This is a genomic window from Croceicoccus pelagius, assembly GCF_001661915.1.
Taxonomy (GTDB): Bacteria; Pseudomonadota; Alphaproteobacteria; order Sphingomonadales; family Sphingomonadaceae; genus Croceicoccus; species Croceicoccus pelagius.
Genome location: NZ_LYWY01000037.1, coordinates 139,874 through 159,467, shown reverse-complemented (window position 1 = coordinate 159,467; position 19,594 = coordinate 139,874). Strand labels below are relative to the sequence as shown.

The window sequence follows — 19,594 nt, the reverse complement described above, 5'->3', positions numbered from 1 at the left end:
GAAAAGCGCGAAACCCCGCGCGGTTCCCGTATCACACCTTGCGCGAGATGATCAGCCAGGCCGCAACGCCGTTCGCGAGAGTATAGGCAAAGTAGGCCCAGATCGCCTGCGGATAGCCGTTCGTGCCCAGAAGCATCGCCGCCAGCAGCATCACGAATTCGACGGCGATCGAAAAACGCCCCGACAGCATGTGCACGAACCACGGCATCCGGCCCAGCAGGGGGTGGCCGCTTTCCAGCACGGCCTTGTGCATCGCGAAGTTCCCGACGCCGAGGATGAAGGCAAGCAAAAGCATCAGGCGAACATTCTAGGCATGAAAGTGCGATTCGTCGGCACTTTTTTACGTGTCCGACCACTCCGACGCACGAGTCTTGCGAATGTCACGAAGTCGTTCGTCCCGCCGGCGTATGCCGTTCGTCCCTCAGAAACGGAGTTTATCGACCTGCAGGCCGCGCTGGCAGAGGAGCGAATGCCTGAAGGCCCTTTCCTGCCTAGACAGAATGACATCGCGGCACTTCAGCCGAAGCCGCAACACAAGGAGGAGACGAGAGATGAAGACCGTTCTGACCGCAACCGCCGCCCTCGCCATGCTTGCCGCTTCGAATGCGGCATTCGCGAACGAGGTCGTGACCAAGAGCACCGAAGTGTCGTTCCACGACGTCGACCTGACGACGCAGGAAGGCCAGGCCGAGATGGACAGCCGGATCGCCCGCGCCGCCCGCAACGTCTGCAAGGTCGAGACCACCAAGAGCTTCGCCCACCGCCGTGCCGCCAGCGACTGCTACGCCGCCGCGATGAAGCAGGGCCGCATCGAAATGGCCAAGCGCGCCGAAGACATCCGTTACGGCGGCTGATCCCGCAGCCGTCCCACCCCGGGCCGGTCCCAGTCCCCCGGTCCGGGGACTAAAAATCCCCTCGTTAGGAAATGTAGTCCCTTCGAGGTCAACCTGCCGCAGGAAGGATCCAGTCCCCCTTCCTGCGGCATTTTTTGTGTCTGGACTGTCCGGGGGCTTGCGGCGCTCAGCGCCCCGCCATCGCCTTCACCGATTTCAGGTGGGTACGCCCGATCCGCACCGGTTCGCCCCGCGCGATCTCGGCGGACCATACGCCCAACCCTTCGTGGCGCAGGCCGGTGATGAACTCACGCGCCAGGATGGTGGAGCGATGGACGCGGATGAAGCGTTGAGGGTCCAGCCGCTCTTCCAGCGAACCGATCGTCTCCAGCAGCAAATGGCTCGTCTCGCCCACGTGAAGACGCACGTAATCACGCTCGGCATCGATGCGGCAGACGTCGTCCACGGCGATACGCAGCAGTTCGGAGCGGTGCGGGACCCAGAATTCCTCGATCCACGGGCTGGGCGCGGTTTCGGCCGAGGCCGGGGCATTCGCGACCGCACGCCGGTTAAAGGCGCGGTCGATTGCGCGTTCGAGCCGGTCGGTCGCAACGGGCTTGAGGACGTAGTCCACGGCATCGAGATCGAACGCCTCGACCGCGAAACTGTCGTGCGCGGTGACGAAGACGACCGCGGGCCGCTGCGCCATTTCGGGCAGGATCTCGGCAATGCGGCGCGCAACCGACAAACCGTCGACTTGCGGCATCGTCATGTCGAGCAGGACGAGATCGGGCGTCAGTGCCTCGATCATGCGAAGTGCGGCTGCGCCGTCGCCGGCAGTGCCGACAATACGCAAGGCGGGGATGCGCGAGCAGATGACCTGCATACGCTCCACCGCCAAGGGCTCGTCATCGACGATCAGCGTCGATAGCGTGCGGGTTTCCTGTTGCTCTGCAACATTGTGGCCATGGGTCCCCCCGGACATGTCGTTCAGTCCTCCTCCCCACTGAACTTCAGCGGCATCCTGATCACGGTACGCCACCCCTGTTCCCCGGGGCCGCTGGCCACGCTCGCCTCCTTGCCGAACCGGGCCCTAAGCCTGTCCCGCACATTGGCAAGACCGATGCCGAAGCCGCCGTGCTCGTCGCTAGAAGCGCCGGGGCCGTCGTCGGTAACCGTGACAACCAGCCGCTCGTACTCTTCCGAAGCTGCCAGCCGGATCGTGACGGGACGATTAACCGGCGCGACGGCATAGCGGACCGAGTTCTCGATCAGCGGCTGCAGGATCATGCCGGGAATCCGCGCCTTGGCAAGTTCGGGCGGCACGTCGATGTCCACAACCAGACGCTCGGGAAAGCGGACCGCTTCGATCTGCAGGTAGGTGCGCTGCAATTCGATCTCTTCTTCCAGCGGCACATCATGCGTCGGATCGCCGGACAATGATCGGCGATAGAACCGGCTGATCATCTGGATCATGGTCTCGGCCTGATCGTTCCGGTTGGTCATGACCAGTGCGGAAAGAGAGTTGAGTGTGTTGAACAGGAAGTGCGGATTGACCTGATAGCGCAGCGATTTCAGCTCCGCCGCCTTGGCGGCGCGGCGATGTTCGCCCGCGCGCCGTTCCGCCACGCGGGCCTGCACCGCCTGTCCCAGCGCGATGTAGATCGCGCACCACGACAGCAGCAGGTAATAGCGGCCCAGCGCGATGTCGGTCAGTTGCTGCCACAACAGCTTTTGCGGTCCCGCCGAAGCGATGACGGTCTGCGACTCGGCGTGTTCTGCGGGTGGTTCCGGCACGGCGGGCACCGGCGCGGGATCCGGCATCTCGCTATCGTCGGGCATTGGCGGCACCGGTGCTTCGGGCGGCGCTGGAATTTCGGGCACGTCGACCAGCAGGTTGCCTGCCTCGTCACGGCGGATAGAGATGCCCTGCTCATCCCCAATCCGCTTGACGTTACGTTCCTCGATGTCGGCAAAGGCCTGCTGATTGATGAAAGCTAACAGGAGCGAGGCCGGGGCCGCCGCAACGATGGCGATCACGATGCGCAGGCCCAGCCGCCCCCGGTCGAACCCGCGCAGCAGGAGCCAGAGCAGGACGGTCACGGCAACGCCAGCAACGCTGACGATCACGCGGCGCGACAGCATTTCCATCTGCATGTCGAAGCCCAGGACGACACCGCGCGCCGTCGCCAGCGCGAAGTAGACGGTCCACAGGATGACCATCGAGATCAGTACGGTCGGAAGCCCGACAGCCGCATGGGGATGCGGCTCGGGCCCATAGTCTTCGTAAGGTTTCACATTGACCGTGATACGCGGCGCAAGTGCTGCGCGCCAGTAGGCCCGACTCGCCCCCGTCGAGGCGAGTCGGCCGTTTGTCGAACGTTCACAGGCCCGTCAGGCCCGTTCACGCCGTCAGGTTGAAGGAAGCAGGTGTTCCCTGGCGATCTTCTCGCGCCAGACCGCAGGGGCCAGCGTATGGACGTTCTTGCCCTCGCTATCGACCGCGACGGTGACCGGCATGTCCTCGACCTTGAATTCGTAGATCGCTTCCATGCCCAGGTCTTCAAATGCGACGACCCTGGCTTCCTTGATCGCGCGCGCGACGAGATAGGCTGCGCCCCCGACCGCCATCAGGTATGCAACCTTGTGCTTGGCGATGACCTCGGTCGCGCCCTGCCCGCGTTCAGCCTTGCCGATCATGGCGAGCAGGCCAAGCTCGAGCATCTGGTCGGTGAACTTGTCCATGCGCGTCGCGGTGGTCGGGCCGGCCGGGCCGACGACTTCGCCGACGACCGGATCGACCGGACCGACGTAGTAGATCGCACGGCCCTTGAATTCGACCGGCAGGTCCTCGCCCTTGGCCAGCATGTCCGCGATGCGCTTGTGCGCGGCGTCGCGGCCGGTCAGCATGTGGCCCGAAAGCAGCAGGCGATCGCCGTGCTTCCAGCTCTGCACTTCCTCGGGCGTCAGGTTATCGAGATCGACCTTCTTCGCCGAGGCATCGGGTTCCCAGTGAACCTTGGGCCATGCATCCAGATCGGGAAGCGGCAGGAAAGTCGGGCCGCTGCCATCCAGCGTGAAGTGCGCGTGGCGCGTGGCGGCGCAGTTCGGGATCATGGCGACCGGCTTGTTCGCCGCGTGGCACGGCCAGTCGTAGATCTTCACGTCGAGGACGGTGGCAAGGCCGCCAAGGCCCTGCGCGCCGACGCCCATCGCGTTGACCTTGTCGAAGATCTCGATACGCATCTTTTCAAGATCGTTCTGCGGACCGCGCTGCTTCAGCTGGCCCATGTCGATCGGGTCCATGAGGCTCTTTTTCGCAAGCTTCACGCACTCTTCCGCAGTGCCGCCGATGCCGATACCCAGCATGCCCGGCGGGCACCAGCCGGCGCCCATCTGCGGGATCATTTCCAGCACCCAGTCGACGATGTTGTCGGACGGGTTCATCATCTTGAACTTGGACTTGGCCTCGCTGCCGCCGCCCTTGGCCGCGACGTCGATCGACACCGTGTCGCCGGGCACCATCTCGACGTTCAGGACACAAGGCGTGTTGTCGCGGGTATTGCGGCGGGTAAAGGCGGGATCGGCAAGAACCGAGGCACGCAGCTTGTTGTCGGGGTTGTTATAACCCTTGCGTACGCCTTCATCGACGACTTCCTGCAGCGACAGCTTGGAGCCGAGGCGGCAGTTCTGGCCCCACTTCACGAAGACGTTGACGATGCCGGTGTCCTGGCAGATCGGCCGGTGCCCTTCTGCGCACATGCGGCTGTTGGTGAGGATCTGCGCAATGGCGTCCTTGGCCGCGGGGTTCATTTCGGCCTCGTAAGCCTCGCCCAGCGCCTGGATGTAGTCCATCGGGTGATAGAAACTGATGTACTGCAAGGCGTCGGCGACGCTGTCGATGAGATCCTGTTCCTCGATCACCACCATGTCGGACATGTAAAACCCACCCTTTGCTTGCGTGCCTGTCGTTACGAAAGGCGACTTAGGAGCGATGCGCGGCAGTGGCAATGCCGTTCGACCCAGACAAAAGGAGGGGTACAGGCACAGGCTTCGCAGGGGCGAAGGTCCTGCCTCTTGGCGGGGCGGCTTCGATGGCGTAGGGCGCCAAGCGGACTCGCACCTTGACGGCAGCCGTCGTTTCGGGGCAAGTGTATTACCTGACTAGGACAGTCCGCTTCGGGCTGCTGCAACAAGAGAGTGCATGACGCGATGGCCAGTGCTGCCGCTCCGACCGCCCAGACCGGTGATTTTGCCCGCGCCCGCCGCGCGATGATCGACAGCCAGCTGAGGACCAGCGGCATCAACGAGCCTTACCTGCTCGATGCCATCGCCCGCGTGCCGCGCGAAGATTTCGTCCCCGCATCGGCCCGCGCCGTCGCCTACAACGATCGCCAGATCCCGCTTGGCGGAGGCCGCGTGATGACCGCCCCGCTCAGCCAGGCGCGTCTCCTGCTCGAAGCGAAGCCTGCGCTGACCGACAAGGTTCTGCTGATCGGCGGCGGGTCGGGTTATCTTGCCGCCGTTCTCGCCCCGCTCGTCGCCTCGCTCGACGTGGTGGAAAGCGACGATGCGCTGGCCGCGATGGCTCCGGTCAAGGCCGGCGACTGGCACAGCGGCGATCTTGCTGGCGGCTGGAAGAAGGGCGCACCCTACGATCTTGTGATCATCGACGGCGCGGCCGAACAGGTCCCCCCCGCGATTGCGAAGCAGATGGCCGAAGACGGTCGCATGGTCACCGGCACCGTCACGCGCGGCGTGACCCGCATTGCCGTTGGCCGCCGCGTCGACAACTCGGTCGTGCTCGACGACGTTGCCGACATCTCGATGCCCGTCCTTGCCGAATTCGCCGCGCCGAAGGGCTGGAGCTTCTGATGAAGGCCCGCACCGGTGCGGCGCTTCTGGCTGGCGCTGCCCTTCTCGTACCCGCATCGGCGATGGCCGATACGCTCGAAGAGGCGCTGGCGCTTGCCTATCAGACGAACCCGACGATCCAGGCCGCTCGCGCGGACCTGCGCGCCACGGACGAGAATGTGCCGATCGAGAAGTCGGAGGGTCTGCCCAGCATCGGCGGCAGCGCGCAGTACACCGAAGTCCTGAAGCAGAGCGACAACAGCTTCAATTCGCCCAGCCGTTATCTCAATGCCGGTATCGACCTGTCGGTGCCCGTCTATTCGGGCGGCGGCGTGAAGAATTCCATCCGCGCCGCGAAACAGCGGGTCGAGGCGGGCCGTGCAGACCTGAAAGCAACCGAATCAGGCGTCTTTGCCCGCGTTGTCGCCGCCTACATGGACGTCATCCGCGATTCCGCGGTGGTCCAGCTCAACAAGCAGAACGTCGACACGCTCGGTGTTAACCTGCAGGCGACCCGCGACCGGTTCGAGATCGGTGACCTCACCCGCACCGATGTTGCCCAGTCCGATTCGCGGCTGGCGCTGGCGCAAAGCGATTACCTGACCGCGCAGTCGAACCTTATCGGCAGCCGCGAACGCTATATCCAGCTGGTCGGCAAGGCTCCGGTGAACCTTCAGCCGCCTCCGCAGCTTCCGGGCCTTCCGGCAAGCCCGGAAGACGCTGTCGACGTCGCGCTGGCCAACAATCCCGACCTCATCGCCGCGCGCGAACGCAGCGAAGCGGCGCGCTACGACATCGAGGTCGCCGGTTCCACCCGCCTGCCGCGTGTCGAGCTGTTCACCAGCGGCGGCTATACCGATTATTTCGGCACGCTCGGCGGCAATGCTGTCGGCGTGGACCAGTCGGAAACGACCGCCCAAGCCGGTGCCCGCCTCACGGTGCCAATCTTCCAAGGCGGCTTTCCCGCCGCGCTTGAACGCCAGGCGCAGGCCCGCGCGCAGTCGACCATGGAAACCGAGATCGCGATCGAGCGCGACGTGATCGCGCAGACCCGCGCCGCCTATTCGGCATGGCTGGCCGCGAACGAGGTGATCCAGGCCACGACCACCGCCGTTTCCGCCGCCTCGCTCAGCCTTGAGGGCGTGCGCGCGGAAAACACGGTCGGCAACCGCACGATCCTCGACATCCTCGATGCCGAGCGTGAACTGCTGTCGGCACAGGTCCAGCTCGTGACGGCGCAGCGCAATGCCTATGTCGCAGGGTTCAGCCTGCTGGCCGCGATGGGCATGGCCGAGGCCGAGGATCTCAATCTCGACGTCGGCCCGCTCTACGATCCTGTCGTCCACTACGACAGCGTGAAGGGCGCGATCTTCGACTGGCGCTTCGAACCGGACCCCGAGCCGGTCTCTACCCGCACCGTTGACACACCGGCGCAAGACGCAGACATTCCCAGCCTGTAAGGGTCGGGTCGTAGTTCGGCTCTCGAACAGGAGCGACGAGTGAACAAGGATGGCGAACCGTCGGTCGAGGATATCCTTCGGTCGATCAAGCAGGTGATTTCGCGCGAGGATGAAGGCGCGCAGCAGGCCAGCCATTCGAATTCCGCGCCCGGTTTCGGCAACAATCCGTTTGCACGACGGGACAGCTTCACCCGCCCGACTGCCGTTCCTACTCCGGCCAATGCGCCCGAAGATGCGCCTCTCAATACAGACGAGGAGGACATCTACGACCTCGGCGCGATGCCGGCTGGCGAAGCTCCGGCAGAACCCGAAGCGGTTGCGCCCGAAGAAACCGTCTCTCTGCCCGCAGGATTCCAGGTCCACCGTTACGAAGCGCCGACCTTCGACCAGGGCGACGATGCCGAAGACGTGCCGCTGACGCTGTCCTCGTTGATCGTCTCGGAAGAAGATGAGGGCGATCCGGAAGTCGAGATCGAATTCGATCCGGAACCCGATATCGGGCAAACGCCGATCGCTGCGGAGCACGAAGTTCCTGCCGAACAGCAGGTAAAGCCCGAGCCCGTCGCCGAACCACAGGCCGCGGCGGGCGAAGGCCTTTTGGCAGGGGCAGCCGCCGCTGCCGTGCGGGCCCAGCTTTCCGCGCTCGACAGCCTTTCGGCCAATGCGCCCAAGGCTGCGCCTGCCGCCAACCCGCTTGAGGACATGGTCCGCGAAATGCTTCGTCCGATGCTGAAGGAGTGGCTTGACGCCAACCTGCAAGGCATCATCGAACGCATGGTCCAGGACGAGATCGCCCGCATCACCGGACGCCGCTGAACCGATGGCACGAATTGCCGGTCCGGACCTCGTCGCACGTGCGCGCGCGGAACTGGACGTCATGGGCGGGGGTGAGACATTTTCCCGCCACATCTTCCTCTGCGCCGATCAGACCAAACCCAAGTGCTGCCCGAAAAAGGCAGGGCTGGAATCGTGGGACTACCTGAAGACGCGCCTTGCCGAACTGGGGCTCGACCGTGCGGGCGGGGTCATGCGGACGAAGGCCAACTGCCTGCGCCTCTGCGTCGCGGGGCCGCTGGCGGTCGTCTATCCCGAAGGCGTCTGGTACCATTCCTGCAGCCCCGAAGTGCTGGACGAAATCATCCAGAAGCACCTGATCGGCGGAGAGCCGGTGGAAGAGTATCGCCTGACCGTGCCGGAAGGCGCCTAACAGCCCTAGTCGATCTCATCCCAGGCATCCTTCGCCTGGTCGCCCAGCCTGTCATCGATCGCCTCGTCGTGCCCTGTCCCGCTCGACAGGAAGACCAGACCCATGAGCGCTGCCATCAGCATCATCGCCGCCGTTACGCCAAGTGCGGTCGCGATGTAGAGATGGATCGAGACCATCCCGTTGCGCCAGTACAGAAAGCCCAACGAAAGCACGACGGCAACGCTGGTGATGCCGAACATCAGCTTCATCAGCCAGCGATATCGCGCCCATGCAAAGGCAGCGTTTTCCGGGTCGTCGAGGGGTGATCTGGGGGCCATGACGGGCCTCACATGGACCTGATGCGGTCCGCTGGCAAGTCGGCGGCTCTTGTGGCACCATGCAGGGTGCAATGCCGCTGCGAGGGGCGGCGGCCAGCGCGGGAGAGACGGACCATGAGCATTGCGAAGATCATCGCCGGACGAGACTTCGAGATTGTCACCTGCAAGGCCGCAACCACAGTCAGCGAGGCGGTCGAACTGCTCACCGAACGCCGGATCGGCGCGATGCCAGTGACAGACGAGGAAGGTCGCGTGATCGGTGTATTTTCCGAACGCGACGTCATCCGCTGCCTGAAGGTCCATGGCGGCAAGGCTCTCGACCTCGACATGGAGCAGGTCATGACTTCGCCCGCCGTCACGGTCACCTCCGACACATCGGAAAACCAGGCGCTGGCCTTGATGACCCGCCGCCGTATCCGTCATCTGCCCGTGGTCGACAACGGCCGGATGGTCGATTTCGTCTCGATCGGCGACCTCGTCAAATCGCGCATCGATTCGATCGAGTCCGAAGCGCAGGCGATGCGCGAATACATCCACAGCGTCTGACAGGGCCGTCCGCGCCGCCTTGCCCCGACGCTTTGCGCGTCCTATCTCGGTAGGTATGGAACAGCCCATCGACCTGAGCCCGTCCGCCGCCAACCGCGTTGCGACGATTGCCGCCAAGCAGGGGCGCGACCCCGCGCTGCGTCTTGCCGTCGAGGGTGGCGGCTGTTCCGGTTTCCAGTACCGCTTCGACCTTGCCGGCGAGATCGAGGGCGATGACATCGTCGTCGAACGCGACGGGGTCAAGCTCGTCGTCGATTCGGTTAGTCTTGATCTCGTGCGCGGCAGCGTAGTGGATTTCGTGGAATCGCTGGGCGGTGCGTCGTTTCAGGTGACCAACCCCAACGCCGCCTCAGGTTGCGGCTGCGGCTCCAGCTTCTCGATCTGATCTTCGGTTCGAGGGGGCGGGAATGCGCATCGCGAGCTTCAACATCAACGGTGTGAAAGCGCGCCTGCCGCGCCTGATCGAATGGCTGGACGAAACGAAGCCCGACGTCGCCTGCCTGCAGGAAATCAAGTCGAGCGACGAAACGTTTCCCGGTGATGCCTTCCACGAGGTCGGCTATCGCGCGATCTGGCACGGACAAAAGGGCTTTAACGGCGTTGCCATCCTACGCCGCGGCGAAGAGCCTGCACACGAAGTGTTGCGGGGCCTGCCCGGCGACGATGAAGACACGCACTCCCGCTATATCGAGGCGGACGTGAATGGCGTGCGGGTGGTGTGCATCTACCTGCCCAACGGCAATCCGGTGCCGGGGCCCAAGTTCGACTACAAACTGAACTGGATGAAGCGGCTGCGTACACGCATGTCGCAACTTCTGGCGGACGAAATCCCTGCCGTCGTCATCGGCGACTACAACGTGATCCCCGAAGACAAGGATGTCTGGTCGCCCAAGGCGATGGCATCGGATGCCCTGATGCAGCCGGAATCGCGCGATGCCTATTTCCGCCTGATCAACGATGGGTGGACCGACGCGATCGACCTGCATCACCCGCGCGGCGGGATGTGGACGTTCTGGGACTATCAGGCCGGTGCGTGGCAGCGTGACCATGGCTTCCGCATCGATCATGCCCTGCTGTCGCCCGCGCTTGCCGACAGGCTGATCGCGACCGGCATCGACCGCGAATATCGCGGGCGGGAAAAAGCCAGCGACCACGTCCCCGTCTGGGTCGAAGTCACCGACTGACCGGTTTCCAATGGCTCTGAAATAACGAAAGGCCGCCGGATGGGGGGATCCGGCGGCCTTTCCGCTTCCGCGCGCGTTTGGGGGGGACGCGCGTCAGCGATCTGATGTTATCGTATCAACGGTAAAAAATGTGATTATCGATCTGGGCCAGCCGGGTCAGCTTGTTCTTCCAGCGGGGCGAAACGTAGTTCGCGTGGAAGAAGAGCGCACCCTCGGCCGGGCTTTCCCAAGCATTGTCACGGGCGATCACGGCCAGCTTCTTGGCACGCTGCCAGGCGCGGCTGCCGGTGTTGATCGCGGGCATGCGGCCACCGCGCACGAACGAGAACTGTGACCGCTGATAGACGACGCCGCAATAGCTCGACGGGAAGCGGCTGGATTGGCCGCGCGCAATGATGACGCGGCCAACGGCGAGCTGACCGGCCAGCGGTTCGCCCTTCGATTCAAAGTAGATCGCCCCGGCAAGGCAGCGCATCTGTTCGTCGAGAGTGTCGGGAACCGGTGATGCTGCCACCAGTTCACGAAGCGACGATGCAGAAGTCGGCGCGGCGTCCGGCGTTGCGGGAAGCGGCTGCACGACAGGTTGTGAAATGAAAGCAGGCGCGGCTTCCCCGGATTCGGCAGCGTCTTCGACCTGCGTATCGACGGCGGATTCCACCCGTGCATCTTCTTGGACGGAGACTTCGACCGGCACTGCCACATCGCTGTCTGCAAATGCGCTGGACCCGTCCGTTCCCAGCAGTATGACCCCGAGGGTCGCGACCAGCGAAAGGAAGCTGGCGCCCTTAACCTTGCGGCTCATCGATAATCTATCGAGTGCGGTTAACGTCCAGTCGCAGCGCTTTCGAAGGAACGGCGGTCGATCCCGACAACCTGTTGTGTGTTCCTTGAAATGGCGCTGCCGGCCATTCCCCGTCTGCGCGCTCGATCAGGCGTGCCTTAATGCACGCGCGATCTGCCTACGCCCGTCTATGGCGCGCCATGTGCGATTGTGGCGGAAAAGTGTCAACACCGGTAACCAAGAGGTTAATCCATTCCCGGGATGAACTGTTGCGCATTTGCGACATCCAGTTCAACGACCCAGCAATCGGGATCCTGCGCGCCGCGCCTTTCGACGTAGTCATTGAAATCAAACGGTTTTTCCGGTTCCGAGCGTCTGCTTTCGGCCCATTTCCGGCCGCCCGACAGGTCGGGCATACGTTCGTAAAGTATTGAATCCCCGCCTCTTTCGCAAATAACGACAAGCAGGGAACCAGAATCGGATTCACCCTTTTTGAGTACTGTCGCAAAGCCTCCGGCGACCTCTACGGCGCGAATCATGGCCGTCACTTCAAGCCGAGTCGGCAGCCGCGCGTCCATCCCGGTGCCTTATTTGCCGTCCGGGACGCGATAGCCCCCAAGGCCCGAAAGCTTGATCTGCGATCGCATGAAAGTGCCGGTACCGCGGCCCACTTCCTCACCCTCTTCGTCCACGAGGCGCGCTTCGCCGATCAGAACACGGCGGCGGCCCGATATCCATTTGCCTTCGGCAATCACACGGCCACCATTGATCGGCCGCGCGAAGTGGAGGTTGAACGAGGTCGTGAGAAGGAACCGGTCGGACACCATCGTGTTCGCCGCATAGAACGACGCATCGTCCAGCATCTTGAAGTAGATCGTCCCGTGCGCAGCGCCGGCGGCATGGAAAACGCTTTCGTCGACATCGAACGTGATGCGCGACAGGCCTTCACCTACGATTTCGAGCTTCGACTTGAAGAGCGAGTTTACCGGCGCGGAGGCATATAGCGCTTCCAGCGCGCGCCAGTGCATCTGCGCACCGGTTGCTGCTCCGTCGCTCGTATCGCTGTCGCCCATCGTCTGCCTTCTACTCCGTTCGCCCCTGCCGCCAGGAACGGTCAGGCCGCGTCGCGCGTCGACTCGTTCGTCAGCAGGGCGTAAGCAGCCTCGTCGTTCTGCGCTTCGGCAAGGCGGTCGCGCAAGCGCTCGTCACGCATCATGCGCGAAATTGCGGCCAGCGCGTGAAGATGCGTCGCACCTGAATTGTCCGGCGAAAGCAGGCCAAAGGCGACCTCGACCGGCAATCCGTCGGCAGAATCGAAGGTTACTGCGGTCGACAGGCGCAGGACCGCGCATACCGGGCGGCGCAGACCCGGGATGCGGGCGTGCGGGATCGCAACGCCGCGACCGAAGCCTGTGCTTCCAAGTCGTTCGCGTTCTTCCAGCGCTTCCAGAACGGAAACGGCGTCGAGATCGTAGACGGCGGCAAAGCGATCGGCGAGCGCCTGTAGCACTTCACCTTTCGACATGGCATTCGACGTCCCGACAGCAGCGGGATCGAGCAGATACAGCGCACTCATAACGTTTTCAGTTTCTTCCAGCCTTACTATGGCCGCCCCACTTATTCCGAGCAGGTACAGCCGGGCATCGGCAAAGCGCGGCTAGGCGCGAGGGCATACCCCGCGCCTGTCCGGCTCTTGCGAACTCTTCTCCCTGATTCGCAAACCGATTTACGTCCGCCCCTTCCATCGGGTGGAAGGCTCCTTGCGCCTAAGGGCGCCAGCGGACAGAATTATGACGGTTCGACCCAGCCGATCGTTCCGTCGGAGCGGCGATAGACCATATTATGCCGTCCGGTGCCAGCATTTTTGAAAAACAGCGCCGGAGTATCGCGCAAATCGAGCATCATCACCGCGTCCGAAACCGAAGTTTCGGGAATGTCGGTGCGAGTCTCGGCAATGATCGGCGGGGCATCGGTTTCGACGAGTTCTTCGCCGTCGTCTTCGAATTCAGGCGCTGCACCGAACACGGTATAGGCCGCTTCTTCTTCCCTGAGAGCGTGTTCGGCCTGTTCGTGGCGATCTTTCAACCGGCGCTTGTAGCGGCGCAGCTGCTTGTCGATCTTCTCGGCGGCCTTGTCGACGGCCTGATGCGCGTCCTGCGCCTCGGCATGGCCCTTGAGGATGAGGCCCTGCATGACGTGAGTGACGATATCGACGGTAAAGCTGTCATGCGGGCCCTTGCCCAGCGTGACCTGTGACGAGATCGCCCGGTTGAAGTACTTTTCTACGATTCCGTTGAGTCTGTCGGAGGCGTGTTCCTGAAGCGCTGCACCCGTCTCGACCTGGTGACCGGAAACGCGAATATCCATCGACAACTCCTATTATTAGTCTTCTTCTGGTCCCCATGGAGGGAAGGAGCGTGGCGCCGATTGTGGTTCAGCCCGCGACCGCTCCTTCATTCCAGATGGGGTCTTTCAACGTCGCGATAAAGGCCTGGTGCCGTGCGATTTCATCCGCGCTCGCCGCATGGGGACGAGCCGGTCTCATTTCGCGCCGGACGACGACCGTTTCCACTTCGGTTGAAACTTGTTGGACCGCAGTCTCGACCGCGAGCTCGAGCCCGATCTGCCGTCCGCCGGTCAATTCGACGTAAAGCTGGGCGAGCAGGTCCGCGTCGAGCAGTGCGCCGTGCTTGGTACGGTGGCTGCGGTCGATGCCGTAACGGGTACACAGCGCGTCGAGCGACAGCTTTGCGCCGGGGTGCTTCTTTTTGGCGATCTGCACGGTGTCGACCATGCGCGAGGTGCACACCACGTCGTGCCCGCACATGCCAAGCTCTGCATTGATGAAGCCGAAGTCAAAGCCCGCATTGTGCGCGACGAGAGGCGAATCGCCGATGAATTCGAGGAACTCTGCCACCTTTTCGGCAAAACGCGGCTTGTCCGACAGGAACGCGGACGACAACCCGTGCACGGCCTCGGCCTCTGCCGGCATGTCGCGGTCCGGATTGAAGTATTCGTGATAGACCCGGCCGGTGGCGACCCGGTTGACCATTTCGATGCAGCCGATTTCGACGAGACGGTCCCCGGTGCGGGGATCAAGGCCAGTGGTTTCGGTATCGAACACGATTTCGCGCATTTGCAAAACTATGCGCTTCGCCCGTCCCGGTGGCAAGGGGAGATCGGCGCGCGGAACGAACCTTGTGCGCCGCTGGTTCTGAAAGGCACATGCCGATCAAGACCGCCCCCGACTTTTCATGGATAAAGCCCGATCCCCACGGGATTTTCGTTGGGCCGTGCAATGCCTGGATCGACCCGTCGAAGCCGGTCGAGACCGCACTTGTCACCCACGGCCATGCCGATCACGCACGCGGCGGGCACGGTGCGGTCTTCGCGACTCGGGAAACTCTGGCGATCATGAATCTGCGCTATGGCGGCGCGGGCCGAGAAGTCACGGTGTCGATGCGCGAGCCGGTGGAACTGGGCTGCGGCGTCACCGCAACCTATTTCCCGGCCGGCCATGTTCTGGGCAGCGCGCAGATCCTGCTGGAGCACGCGGGCGAGCGGGTCATCGTGACGGGCGACTACAAGCGCCGCCCTGACCCGACTTGCGAGCCGTTCGAAGTCGTCCCTTGCGACATTTTCATAACCGAGGCGACTTTCGGGCTTCCCGTCTTCAAGCACCCGCCGATTGTGGGGGAAATGCAGAAACTGCTCGACGCGCGTGCACAGCGTCCCGAAGGCTGCGTCGCAGTGGGAGCGTACGCGCTGGGCAAGGCGCAGCGGGTGATCTGCGAGTTGCGGCGTGCGGGCTATCACGAACCGATCTACCTGCACGGCGCGCTGGAAAAGATGTGCGCGCTTTATGAGGAACTGGGCGTGCCGCTGGGCGAACTGCGCAGCGCGACCGGTATAAAGAAAGAAGAATTGAAGGGCCAGATCGTCCTGTGCCCGCCATCCGCCCTCAACGACAGGTGGAGCAGGCGCCTGCCCGATCCCGTCACCGCCATGGCATCGGGCTGGATGCGCGTACGCCAGCGTGCGCGGCAACGGAACGTCGAACTGCCGCTGGTCATTTCCGATCACTGCGATTGGGACGAACTTACCCAGACCATTCGCGACGTCGATCCCGCCGAGACATGGGTGACCCATGGGCGCGAAGAAGCCCTGCTGCGCTGGTGCCAGCTGAACCAGCGCCGCGCCCGCGCGCTCGCCATGGTCGGTTACGAGGATGAGGACGACTGATGCGCGCCTTCGCCAACCTCGTCGATCGGCTGACTTATACGCGCAGCCGCAATGCCAAACTGGACCTGATCGCCGACTACCTGCGCACCACCCCCGATCCGGATCGCGGTTGGGCCCTGGCGGCGCTGACCGGCGCGCTCGATTTCCCTGCGGTCAAGTCAAGCACGATCCGTACCCTACTGACCGAGCGGGTCGATCCGGTGCTTTACGCCCTGTCGCGCGACTACGTCGGCGATACGGCGGAAACCGCCAGCCTGCTCTGGCCCGCGCCGGAGGGCGCAAGTCCCGTTGACGAACCCATGCTTGAACCGTCTTTGGCGGAAGTCGTCGACCTGCTGCGCGCCATGACGCGCAGTTCGGTAATGAAAGAATTGCCTGGATTGCTCGACAGGCTCGACGCCAATGGGCGCTATGCCCTGCTGAAGTTCGCGACGGGCGCGATGCGGATCGGCGTTTCGGCGCGCCTTGCCCGCGTCGCCTTTGCGCAGGCGTTCGATGTGCCGGTCGATGAGGTCGAGGAATACTGGCACGGGGTCGAACCGCCCTACCCTACGCTGTTCGCATGGGCGGCGGACTGTGCGGAGCCGCCGCGCACCGATCTGGTCCCGCTCTTCCGACCCTTCATGCTCGCCCATCCGCTCGAAGAGACAGTAGTGTCGATGGACGACTACGCGGCAGAATGGAAATGGGACGGCATTCGTGTGCAGCTGGTCCATGTGAACGGCGAAACGCGCGTCTATTCGCGCAGCGGCGACGACATTTCCGCGACTTTCCCCGAGCTGGCCGAGGCTTTGGACTTTCCCGTCGTGCTGGACGGCGAACTGCTCGTGCGCGGCGCGCATCAAGGCGGTGAAGAAGGCGGCGCTGCGAGCTTCAACGCGCTGCAACAACGTCTGGGCCGCAAGACCGTGTCGAAGAAGATGCTGCGCGAGGCGCCGGCCTTCATCCGGCTCTACGACGTGCTGATCCGCGATGGCGAGGATTTGCGCGGACTCGGCTGGGCCGAGCGGCGCGAACATCTCGAACTGTTGATGGACAGGCTTAATCCGGAACGTTTCGACCTGTCCCGCCTGATCGAGGCAAAGAGTTTCGAGGATCTCGCCGCGATCCGCGAAGGAGCGCGCGACGATGCGATCGAGGGGGTGATGCTGAAGCGCCGCGATTCCCCCTACATCGCGGGGCGCAAGGTCGGACTGTGGTACAAGTGGAAGCGCGATCCGCTGCTGATCGACTGTGTGCTGATGTATGCGCAGCGCGGGTCGGGCAAGCGATCCAGCTTCTATTCCGATTTCACCTTCGGCTGCTGGGACGGAGACCCGGATGAGGGCGCCGACCTGCTTCCCGTGGGCAAGGCCTATTTCGGCTTCACCGACGACGAGTTGAAGTGGCTCGATAGGCACGTCCGGCAGAACACCGTCAATCGGTTCGGCCCGGTGCGGGAAACCGATAAGTCGCTCGTGCTCGAAGTCGCGTTCGATTCCGTGCACGAGAGCAAGCGCCACAAGTCCGGTCTTGCCATGCGCTTTCCGCGCATCAACCGCATCCGGCAGGACAAGCCCGCGCACGAGGCGGATCGGATCGAGGCGCTGAAGGCGCTTGTGCGCGATTAACGCGGGTAGAGATCGCCGCGCAGCGTGCGGGCGATACGCTCCGAGGCGCGGCCATCTCCGAAGACATCGCTAGGCTCTGGCATCGGCTGCGACAGCACTTCGTTCGCCGCTGCGGCGATCAGGTCACGATCATGCCCGATCAGCCGCGCCGCGCCTGCACCGACGGCCTCCATCCGCTCCGTCACCTTGCGCAGCACAAGCAGCGGGCGGCCCATGGCGGTTGCCTCTTCCTGCACGCCGCCGCTGTCCGACACGACCAGCCGAGAGGCGCGCATCAGGCGCAGGAACGTGAAATAGTCGACTGCCGGGATCAGCTCGATCCGCGGCATGTCGGCCAGAAGTTCGCGCAGGATCGCGCTTTCGGCTCGGGGATGCAGCGGCAGCACGATCCGCACGTCGCGCCGTTCGGCCAGCGATGACAGGCCATAGGCGATCGCCTTCAGCGCCGAAGTATCATGCTCGCGGCGGTGCACGGTCGCGAGGACGAGCGCATGACCGCCCGCCGCCGCAATATACCGATGCGCCTCCGCACCGAGCGAAGGATCGGCATCGAGCCGCGAGCAGGCCCAGTGCAGTGCGTCGACGACCGTGTTGCCGACGACCTTGATGCTGTCCTTCGCGATATTCTCGCCGATCAGCGCGTTGCGCGCCGCCTTGGTCGGGGCGAAATGCCAGCGAGCCAAGGGCGTGACGAGCCGCCGGTACGCCTCTTCGGGAAAGGGTTGCGTCATGTCGGCAGAGCGCAGACCCGCCTCGACATGGGCGACCGGAATCCGCCGATGGAATGCTGCCATCGCACCAGCCAGCGTCGTCGCGGTATCGCCCTGCACGATCACGGCCCGTGGGCGATGACGGTCGAGCGCGGCACCGATGGTCTCGATCATTCCCGCCAGCAGCCGGTCGACGCCCTCACCGCTTGGCCTTTCCAGCATCTCGTCCGGAGTGATCCCCGCAATGTTGAGCAGGTCCCGCCCCAAGTCGGCGTGCTGCCCCGAATGGCAGAAGCTTGGCCGCAGGACAGGCTCGTCCTCCAGCGCCCGCATCACGGGCACGAGCTTGATGATCTCCGGGCGCGTGCCGGCAATCGCCATGACTGACAAGGAACTGCGACCCTTCTTCTACGACCCAGACTGGCGTTACTCTCTGAATTCATTGGTCTTCAAGCGTTAGCTTGCGTTTTTTGACAGGTATCAAAGACGCTTGGCCCTACATGCTGGATGACAAGGCTCGTAGCAGTTCGATCCGCAAGGGCCCAAGGAATGACGACCACACCGCGCACACCTTACCAAGCGCTTGGCGGGGCAGAGACTTTCCGCCGCATTACCGACCGGTTCTACGACCTGATGGAAAGCGAGCCGGAATTCGCAGAGCTTCGCGCCATGCACGCGCCTGACCTGACCCCGATGCGCGGCGCGCTTGCAAGCTTTCTGGGCGGATGGGCTGGCGGACCGCGCGAATGGTTCGACGCCAATCCGGGCCGCTGCATGTTCTCCGTTCACGGCGATTTCCCCATTTCGGCGGACACCGCAGGGCAGTGGGCCGACGCGATGGAACGCGCGATTGCCGAAGAGGACATCGAAAACGCCGACCTTGCCGCACAGTTGTCCGAGCGCCTGACCACGATGGCACGGGGCATGGCAAAAGTCCCCGCCTGAAGGGTCAGCCGACCTTCAGCACTTTTTCCCGCGAAGTCGCACCGCGCACCAGTTCGACGGTGCCCGGCGCAATGCCCAGTGCCTTGGCAACCAACTTGATGACCGCCTTGTTGGCCTTCCCGTCCTCGGGAACGACAGTGACGCGGGCGCGAAGCTGACCGTCCTCGACCGTCAGTGCTTCATGGCTTGCGTTCGGCGTGACGCGAACCGGCAGGAGGCCGTCCGCATCGGCCAGGGCGCGGATCGCCTCAGCCGGCGGCAGGGACGGTTTGGGCCGCGCCAAGATCAGCCTGCTATGGCGGTCTTGTGCGCCTTTCCGTTCTTTACGTAGTGCGCGACGCCTTCCTGCATATCTTCGATCTGCACATCGCCCAGATCCCGCATGAACTTCGCCGGACGCCCCGCCCAAAGCTGGCGCGAGCCGATGGTTTTGCCGCCGGTCAGCATGGCACCTGCGGCCAGCATCCCGTCGCTTTCTATCACCGCCCCGCTCATGACAATGGCGCCAAGGCCGACGAAAGCGCGGTCCTTCAGGTCGCAGCCGTGGACCATCGCCAGGTGGCCGATGAGCACGTCTTCGCCGATGATCGTGGGCCAGCCAGCGGGATTCGCCTCGTCCGGGCTGTCGCAATGGACGACCGAGCCGTCCTGGATATTGGTGCGCGCGCCGATGCGGATGTGGTTCACGTCGGCGCGGATTACGCAGTTGTACCAGACGCTGACGTCGGGGCCGATCTCGACATCGCCGATGATCCGGCAACCGGGCGCGATAAAGGCGCTGTCGTGGATCTTCGGGGTCTTGCCGCCGAACGGGATGATCGAGACACCTTCGGGTGCGGTCATGTCGGGCTTCCTTGCGCTTTACTGTTTCGCAAAGCCCTATGGGACAGACACGCGCCCGCGTC

25 protein-coding genes are annotated in these 19,594 nt (G+C 63.8%); 11 read left to right on the top strand and 14 right to left on the bottom strand.

The genetic code is table 11. The annotated features are described in order from the left end of the window. Positions 1–31: 31 nt before the first annotated feature. Positions 32–295 (bottom strand): hypothetical protein, encoded by a 264-nt coding sequence (locus A9D15_RS10195; RefSeq protein ID WP_066764579.1) that lies wholly within the window; start codon positions 293–295, stop codon positions 32–34. Positions 296–551: 256 nt separating this feature from the next. On the opposite strand from A9D15_RS10195, the gene A9D15_RS16765 reads away from it, so the two are divergent. Continuing rightward, positions 552–854, top strand: coding sequence for a UrcA family protein (locus tag A9D15_RS16765; RefSeq protein ID WP_066764574.1), 303 nt, complete (start codon positions 552–554; stop codon positions 852–854). A 166-nt stretch (positions 855–1,020) separates the two neighbouring features. On the opposite strand, the gene A9D15_RS10185 is transcribed toward A9D15_RS16765, so the two are convergent. From A9D15_RS10185 to A9D15_RS10175, 3 genes are all read right to left on the bottom strand, one after another. After that, positions 1,021–1,818, bottom strand: a complete 798-nt coding sequence (locus A9D15_RS10185; protein WP_066764572.1) for a LytR/AlgR family response regulator transcription factor — start codon at positions 1,816–1,818, stop codon at positions 1,021–1,023. A gap of 5 nt (positions 1,819–1,823) precedes the next feature. Then, positions 1,824–3,131 (bottom strand): sensor histidine kinase, encoded by a 1,308-nt coding sequence (locus A9D15_RS10180; RefSeq protein ID WP_229660283.1) that lies wholly within the window; start codon positions 3,129–3,131, stop codon positions 1,824–1,826. A 114-nt stretch (positions 3,132–3,245) separates the two neighbouring features. Next, positions 3,246–4,772, bottom strand: coding sequence for a fumarate hydratase (locus A9D15_RS10175; RefSeq protein ID WP_066764570.1), 1,527 nt, complete (start codon positions 4,770–4,772; stop codon positions 3,246–3,248). Positions 4,773–5,045: 273 nt separating this feature from the next. On the opposite strand from A9D15_RS10175, the gene A9D15_RS10170 reads away from it, so the two are divergent. Genes A9D15_RS10170 through A9D15_RS10155 form a run of 4 tightly spaced genes read left to right on the top strand, consistent with a single transcriptional unit; the run spans position 5,046 to position 8,354 of the window. After that, entirely contained in the window at positions 5,046–5,708 is a 663-nt protein-coding gene (locus A9D15_RS10170; protein ID WP_066764568.1) for a protein-L-isoaspartate O-methyltransferase family protein, read from the top strand. Next, positions 5,708–7,147 carry a TolC family outer membrane protein gene (locus A9D15_RS10165; RefSeq protein WP_066764566.1) on the top strand — a complete coding sequence of 480 codons (1,440 nt, stop codon included), beginning with the start codon at positions 5,708–5,710 and terminating at the stop codon, positions 7,145–7,147. Before A9D15_RS10170 ends, A9D15_RS10165 begins: the two co-directional genes overlap by 1 nt. A 39-nt stretch (positions 7,148–7,186) precedes the next feature. Then, a complete protein-coding gene (locus A9D15_RS10160; RefSeq protein WP_066764565.1) occupies positions 7,187–7,963 on the top strand; it encodes a DUF2497 domain-containing protein in 777 nt (258 codons plus the stop codon). A gap of 4 nt (positions 7,964–7,967) precedes the next feature. Next, positions 7,968–8,354: a (2Fe-2S) ferredoxin domain-containing protein gene (locus tag A9D15_RS10155; RefSeq protein WP_373283473.1), complete on the top strand. Its 387-nt coding sequence runs from the start codon at positions 7,968–7,970 to the stop codon at positions 8,352–8,354. 5 nt (positions 8,355–8,359) lie between these two features. On the opposite strand, the gene A9D15_RS10150 is transcribed toward A9D15_RS10155, so the two are convergent. Next, positions 8,360–8,671, bottom strand: a complete 312-nt coding sequence (locus A9D15_RS10150; RefSeq protein ID WP_066764564.1) for a hypothetical protein — start codon at positions 8,669–8,671, stop codon at positions 8,360–8,362. A 114-nt stretch (positions 8,672–8,785) separates the two neighbouring features. Here A9D15_RS10150 and A9D15_RS10145 point away from each other — a divergent pair, with 114 nt between their 5' ends. The 3 genes from A9D15_RS10145 to xth are packed head-to-tail and all read left to right on the top strand — an operon-like array spanning position 8,786 to position 10,401. Beyond that, the gene (locus A9D15_RS10145; protein ID WP_066764562.1) at positions 8,786–9,217 is read left to right on the top strand and encodes a CBS domain-containing protein; all 432 of its coding nucleotides are present in this window, start codon (positions 8,786–8,788) and stop codon (positions 9,215–9,217) included. 55 nt (positions 9,218–9,272) lie between these two features. After that, positions 9,273–9,602 carry an iron-sulfur cluster insertion protein ErpA gene (gene erpA, locus A9D15_RS10140; RefSeq protein WP_066764560.1) on the top strand — a complete coding sequence of 110 codons (330 nt, stop codon included), beginning with the start codon at positions 9,273–9,275 and terminating at the stop codon, positions 9,600–9,602. A gap of 22 nt (positions 9,603–9,624) precedes the next feature. Further along, complete coding sequence (gene xth / locus A9D15_RS10135) at positions 9,625–10,401, top strand: exodeoxyribonuclease III (protein WP_066764558.1); 777 nt, start codon at positions 9,625–9,627, stop codon at positions 10,399–10,401. A gap of 115 nt (positions 10,402–10,516) precedes the next feature. Here xth and A9D15_RS10130 read toward each other — a convergent pair whose 3' ends face one another. The 6 genes from A9D15_RS10130 to dnaQ all read right to left on the bottom strand — a co-directional run bounded on the left by A9D15_RS10130 (position 10,517) and on the right by dnaQ (position 14,330). Further along, on the bottom strand, positions 10,517–11,203 hold the full coding sequence (locus tag A9D15_RS10130; RefSeq protein WP_066764557.1) for a cell wall hydrolase: 687 nt from the start codon (positions 11,201–11,203) through the stop codon (positions 10,517–10,519). A 224-nt stretch (positions 11,204–11,427) separates the two neighbouring features. Next, on the bottom strand, positions 11,428–11,760 hold the full coding sequence (locus tag A9D15_RS10125) for a DUF1491 family protein (RefSeq protein WP_066764553.1): 333 nt from the start codon (positions 11,758–11,760) through the stop codon (positions 11,428–11,430). Positions 11,761–11,769: 9 nt separating this feature from the next. Continuing rightward, entirely contained in the window at positions 11,770–12,255 is a 486-nt protein-coding gene (locus tag A9D15_RS10120) for a PaaI family thioesterase (protein WP_066764552.1), read from the bottom strand. A gap of 41 nt (positions 12,256–12,296) precedes the next feature. Then, positions 12,297–12,758 carry a PTS sugar transporter subunit IIA gene (locus A9D15_RS10115; RefSeq protein WP_066764550.1) on the bottom strand — a complete coding sequence of 154 codons (462 nt, stop codon included), beginning with the start codon at positions 12,756–12,758 and terminating at the stop codon, positions 12,297–12,299. Between the two features lie 212 nt (positions 12,759–12,970). Beyond that, positions 12,971–13,549, bottom strand: a complete 579-nt coding sequence (gene hpf / locus A9D15_RS10110) for a ribosome hibernation-promoting factor, HPF/YfiA family (protein ID WP_066764549.1) — start codon at positions 13,547–13,549, stop codon at positions 12,971–12,973. Between the two features lie 67 nt (positions 13,550–13,616). Beyond that, positions 13,617–14,330 carry a DNA polymerase III subunit epsilon gene (gene dnaQ / locus A9D15_RS10105; RefSeq protein ID WP_268237074.1) on the bottom strand — a complete coding sequence of 238 codons (714 nt, stop codon included), beginning with the start codon at positions 14,328–14,330 and terminating at the stop codon, positions 13,617–13,619. Between the two features lie 77 nt (positions 14,331–14,407). Between dnaQ and A9D15_RS10100 the strand changes: the two genes are divergently transcribed. After that, on the top strand, positions 14,408–15,424 hold the full coding sequence (locus A9D15_RS10100) for a ligase-associated DNA damage response exonuclease (protein ID WP_066764545.1): 1,017 nt from the start codon (positions 14,408–14,410) through the stop codon (positions 15,422–15,424). Then, the gene (locus A9D15_RS10095; RefSeq protein WP_066764544.1) at positions 15,424–17,034 is read left to right on the top strand and encodes a cisplatin damage response ATP-dependent DNA ligase; all 1,611 of its coding nucleotides are present in this window, start codon (positions 15,424–15,426) and stop codon (positions 17,032–17,034) included. The genes A9D15_RS10100 and A9D15_RS10095 overlap by 1 nt, the downstream gene beginning before the upstream one ends. On the opposite strand, the gene wecB is transcribed toward A9D15_RS10095, so the two are convergent. Continuing rightward, on the bottom strand, positions 17,031–18,125 hold the full coding sequence (gene wecB / locus A9D15_RS10090) for a non-hydrolyzing UDP-N-acetylglucosamine 2-epimerase (RefSeq protein WP_066764543.1): 1,095 nt from the start codon (positions 18,123–18,125) through the stop codon (positions 17,031–17,033). The genes A9D15_RS10095 and wecB overlap by 4 nt on opposite strands. Before the next feature lie 168 nt (positions 18,126–18,293). On the opposite strand from wecB, the gene A9D15_RS10085 reads away from it, so the two are divergent. Then, positions 18,294–18,689, top strand: coding sequence for a group II truncated hemoglobin (locus A9D15_RS10085; protein ID WP_066764540.1), 396 nt, complete (start codon positions 18,294–18,296; stop codon positions 18,687–18,689). Between the two features lie 4 nt (positions 18,690–18,693). Here A9D15_RS10085 and A9D15_RS10080 read toward each other — a convergent pair whose 3' ends face one another. Further along, positions 18,694–18,972, bottom strand: a complete 279-nt coding sequence (locus tag A9D15_RS10080) for a DUF167 domain-containing protein (RefSeq protein WP_066764538.1) — start codon at positions 18,970–18,972, stop codon at positions 18,694–18,696. A gap of 2 nt (positions 18,973–18,974) precedes the next feature. Then, positions 18,975–19,532: a gamma carbonic anhydrase family protein gene (locus tag A9D15_RS10075; RefSeq protein WP_066764536.1), complete on the bottom strand. Its 558-nt coding sequence runs from the start codon at positions 19,530–19,532 to the stop codon at positions 18,975–18,977. Positions 19,533–19,594: the final 62 nt, after the last annotated feature.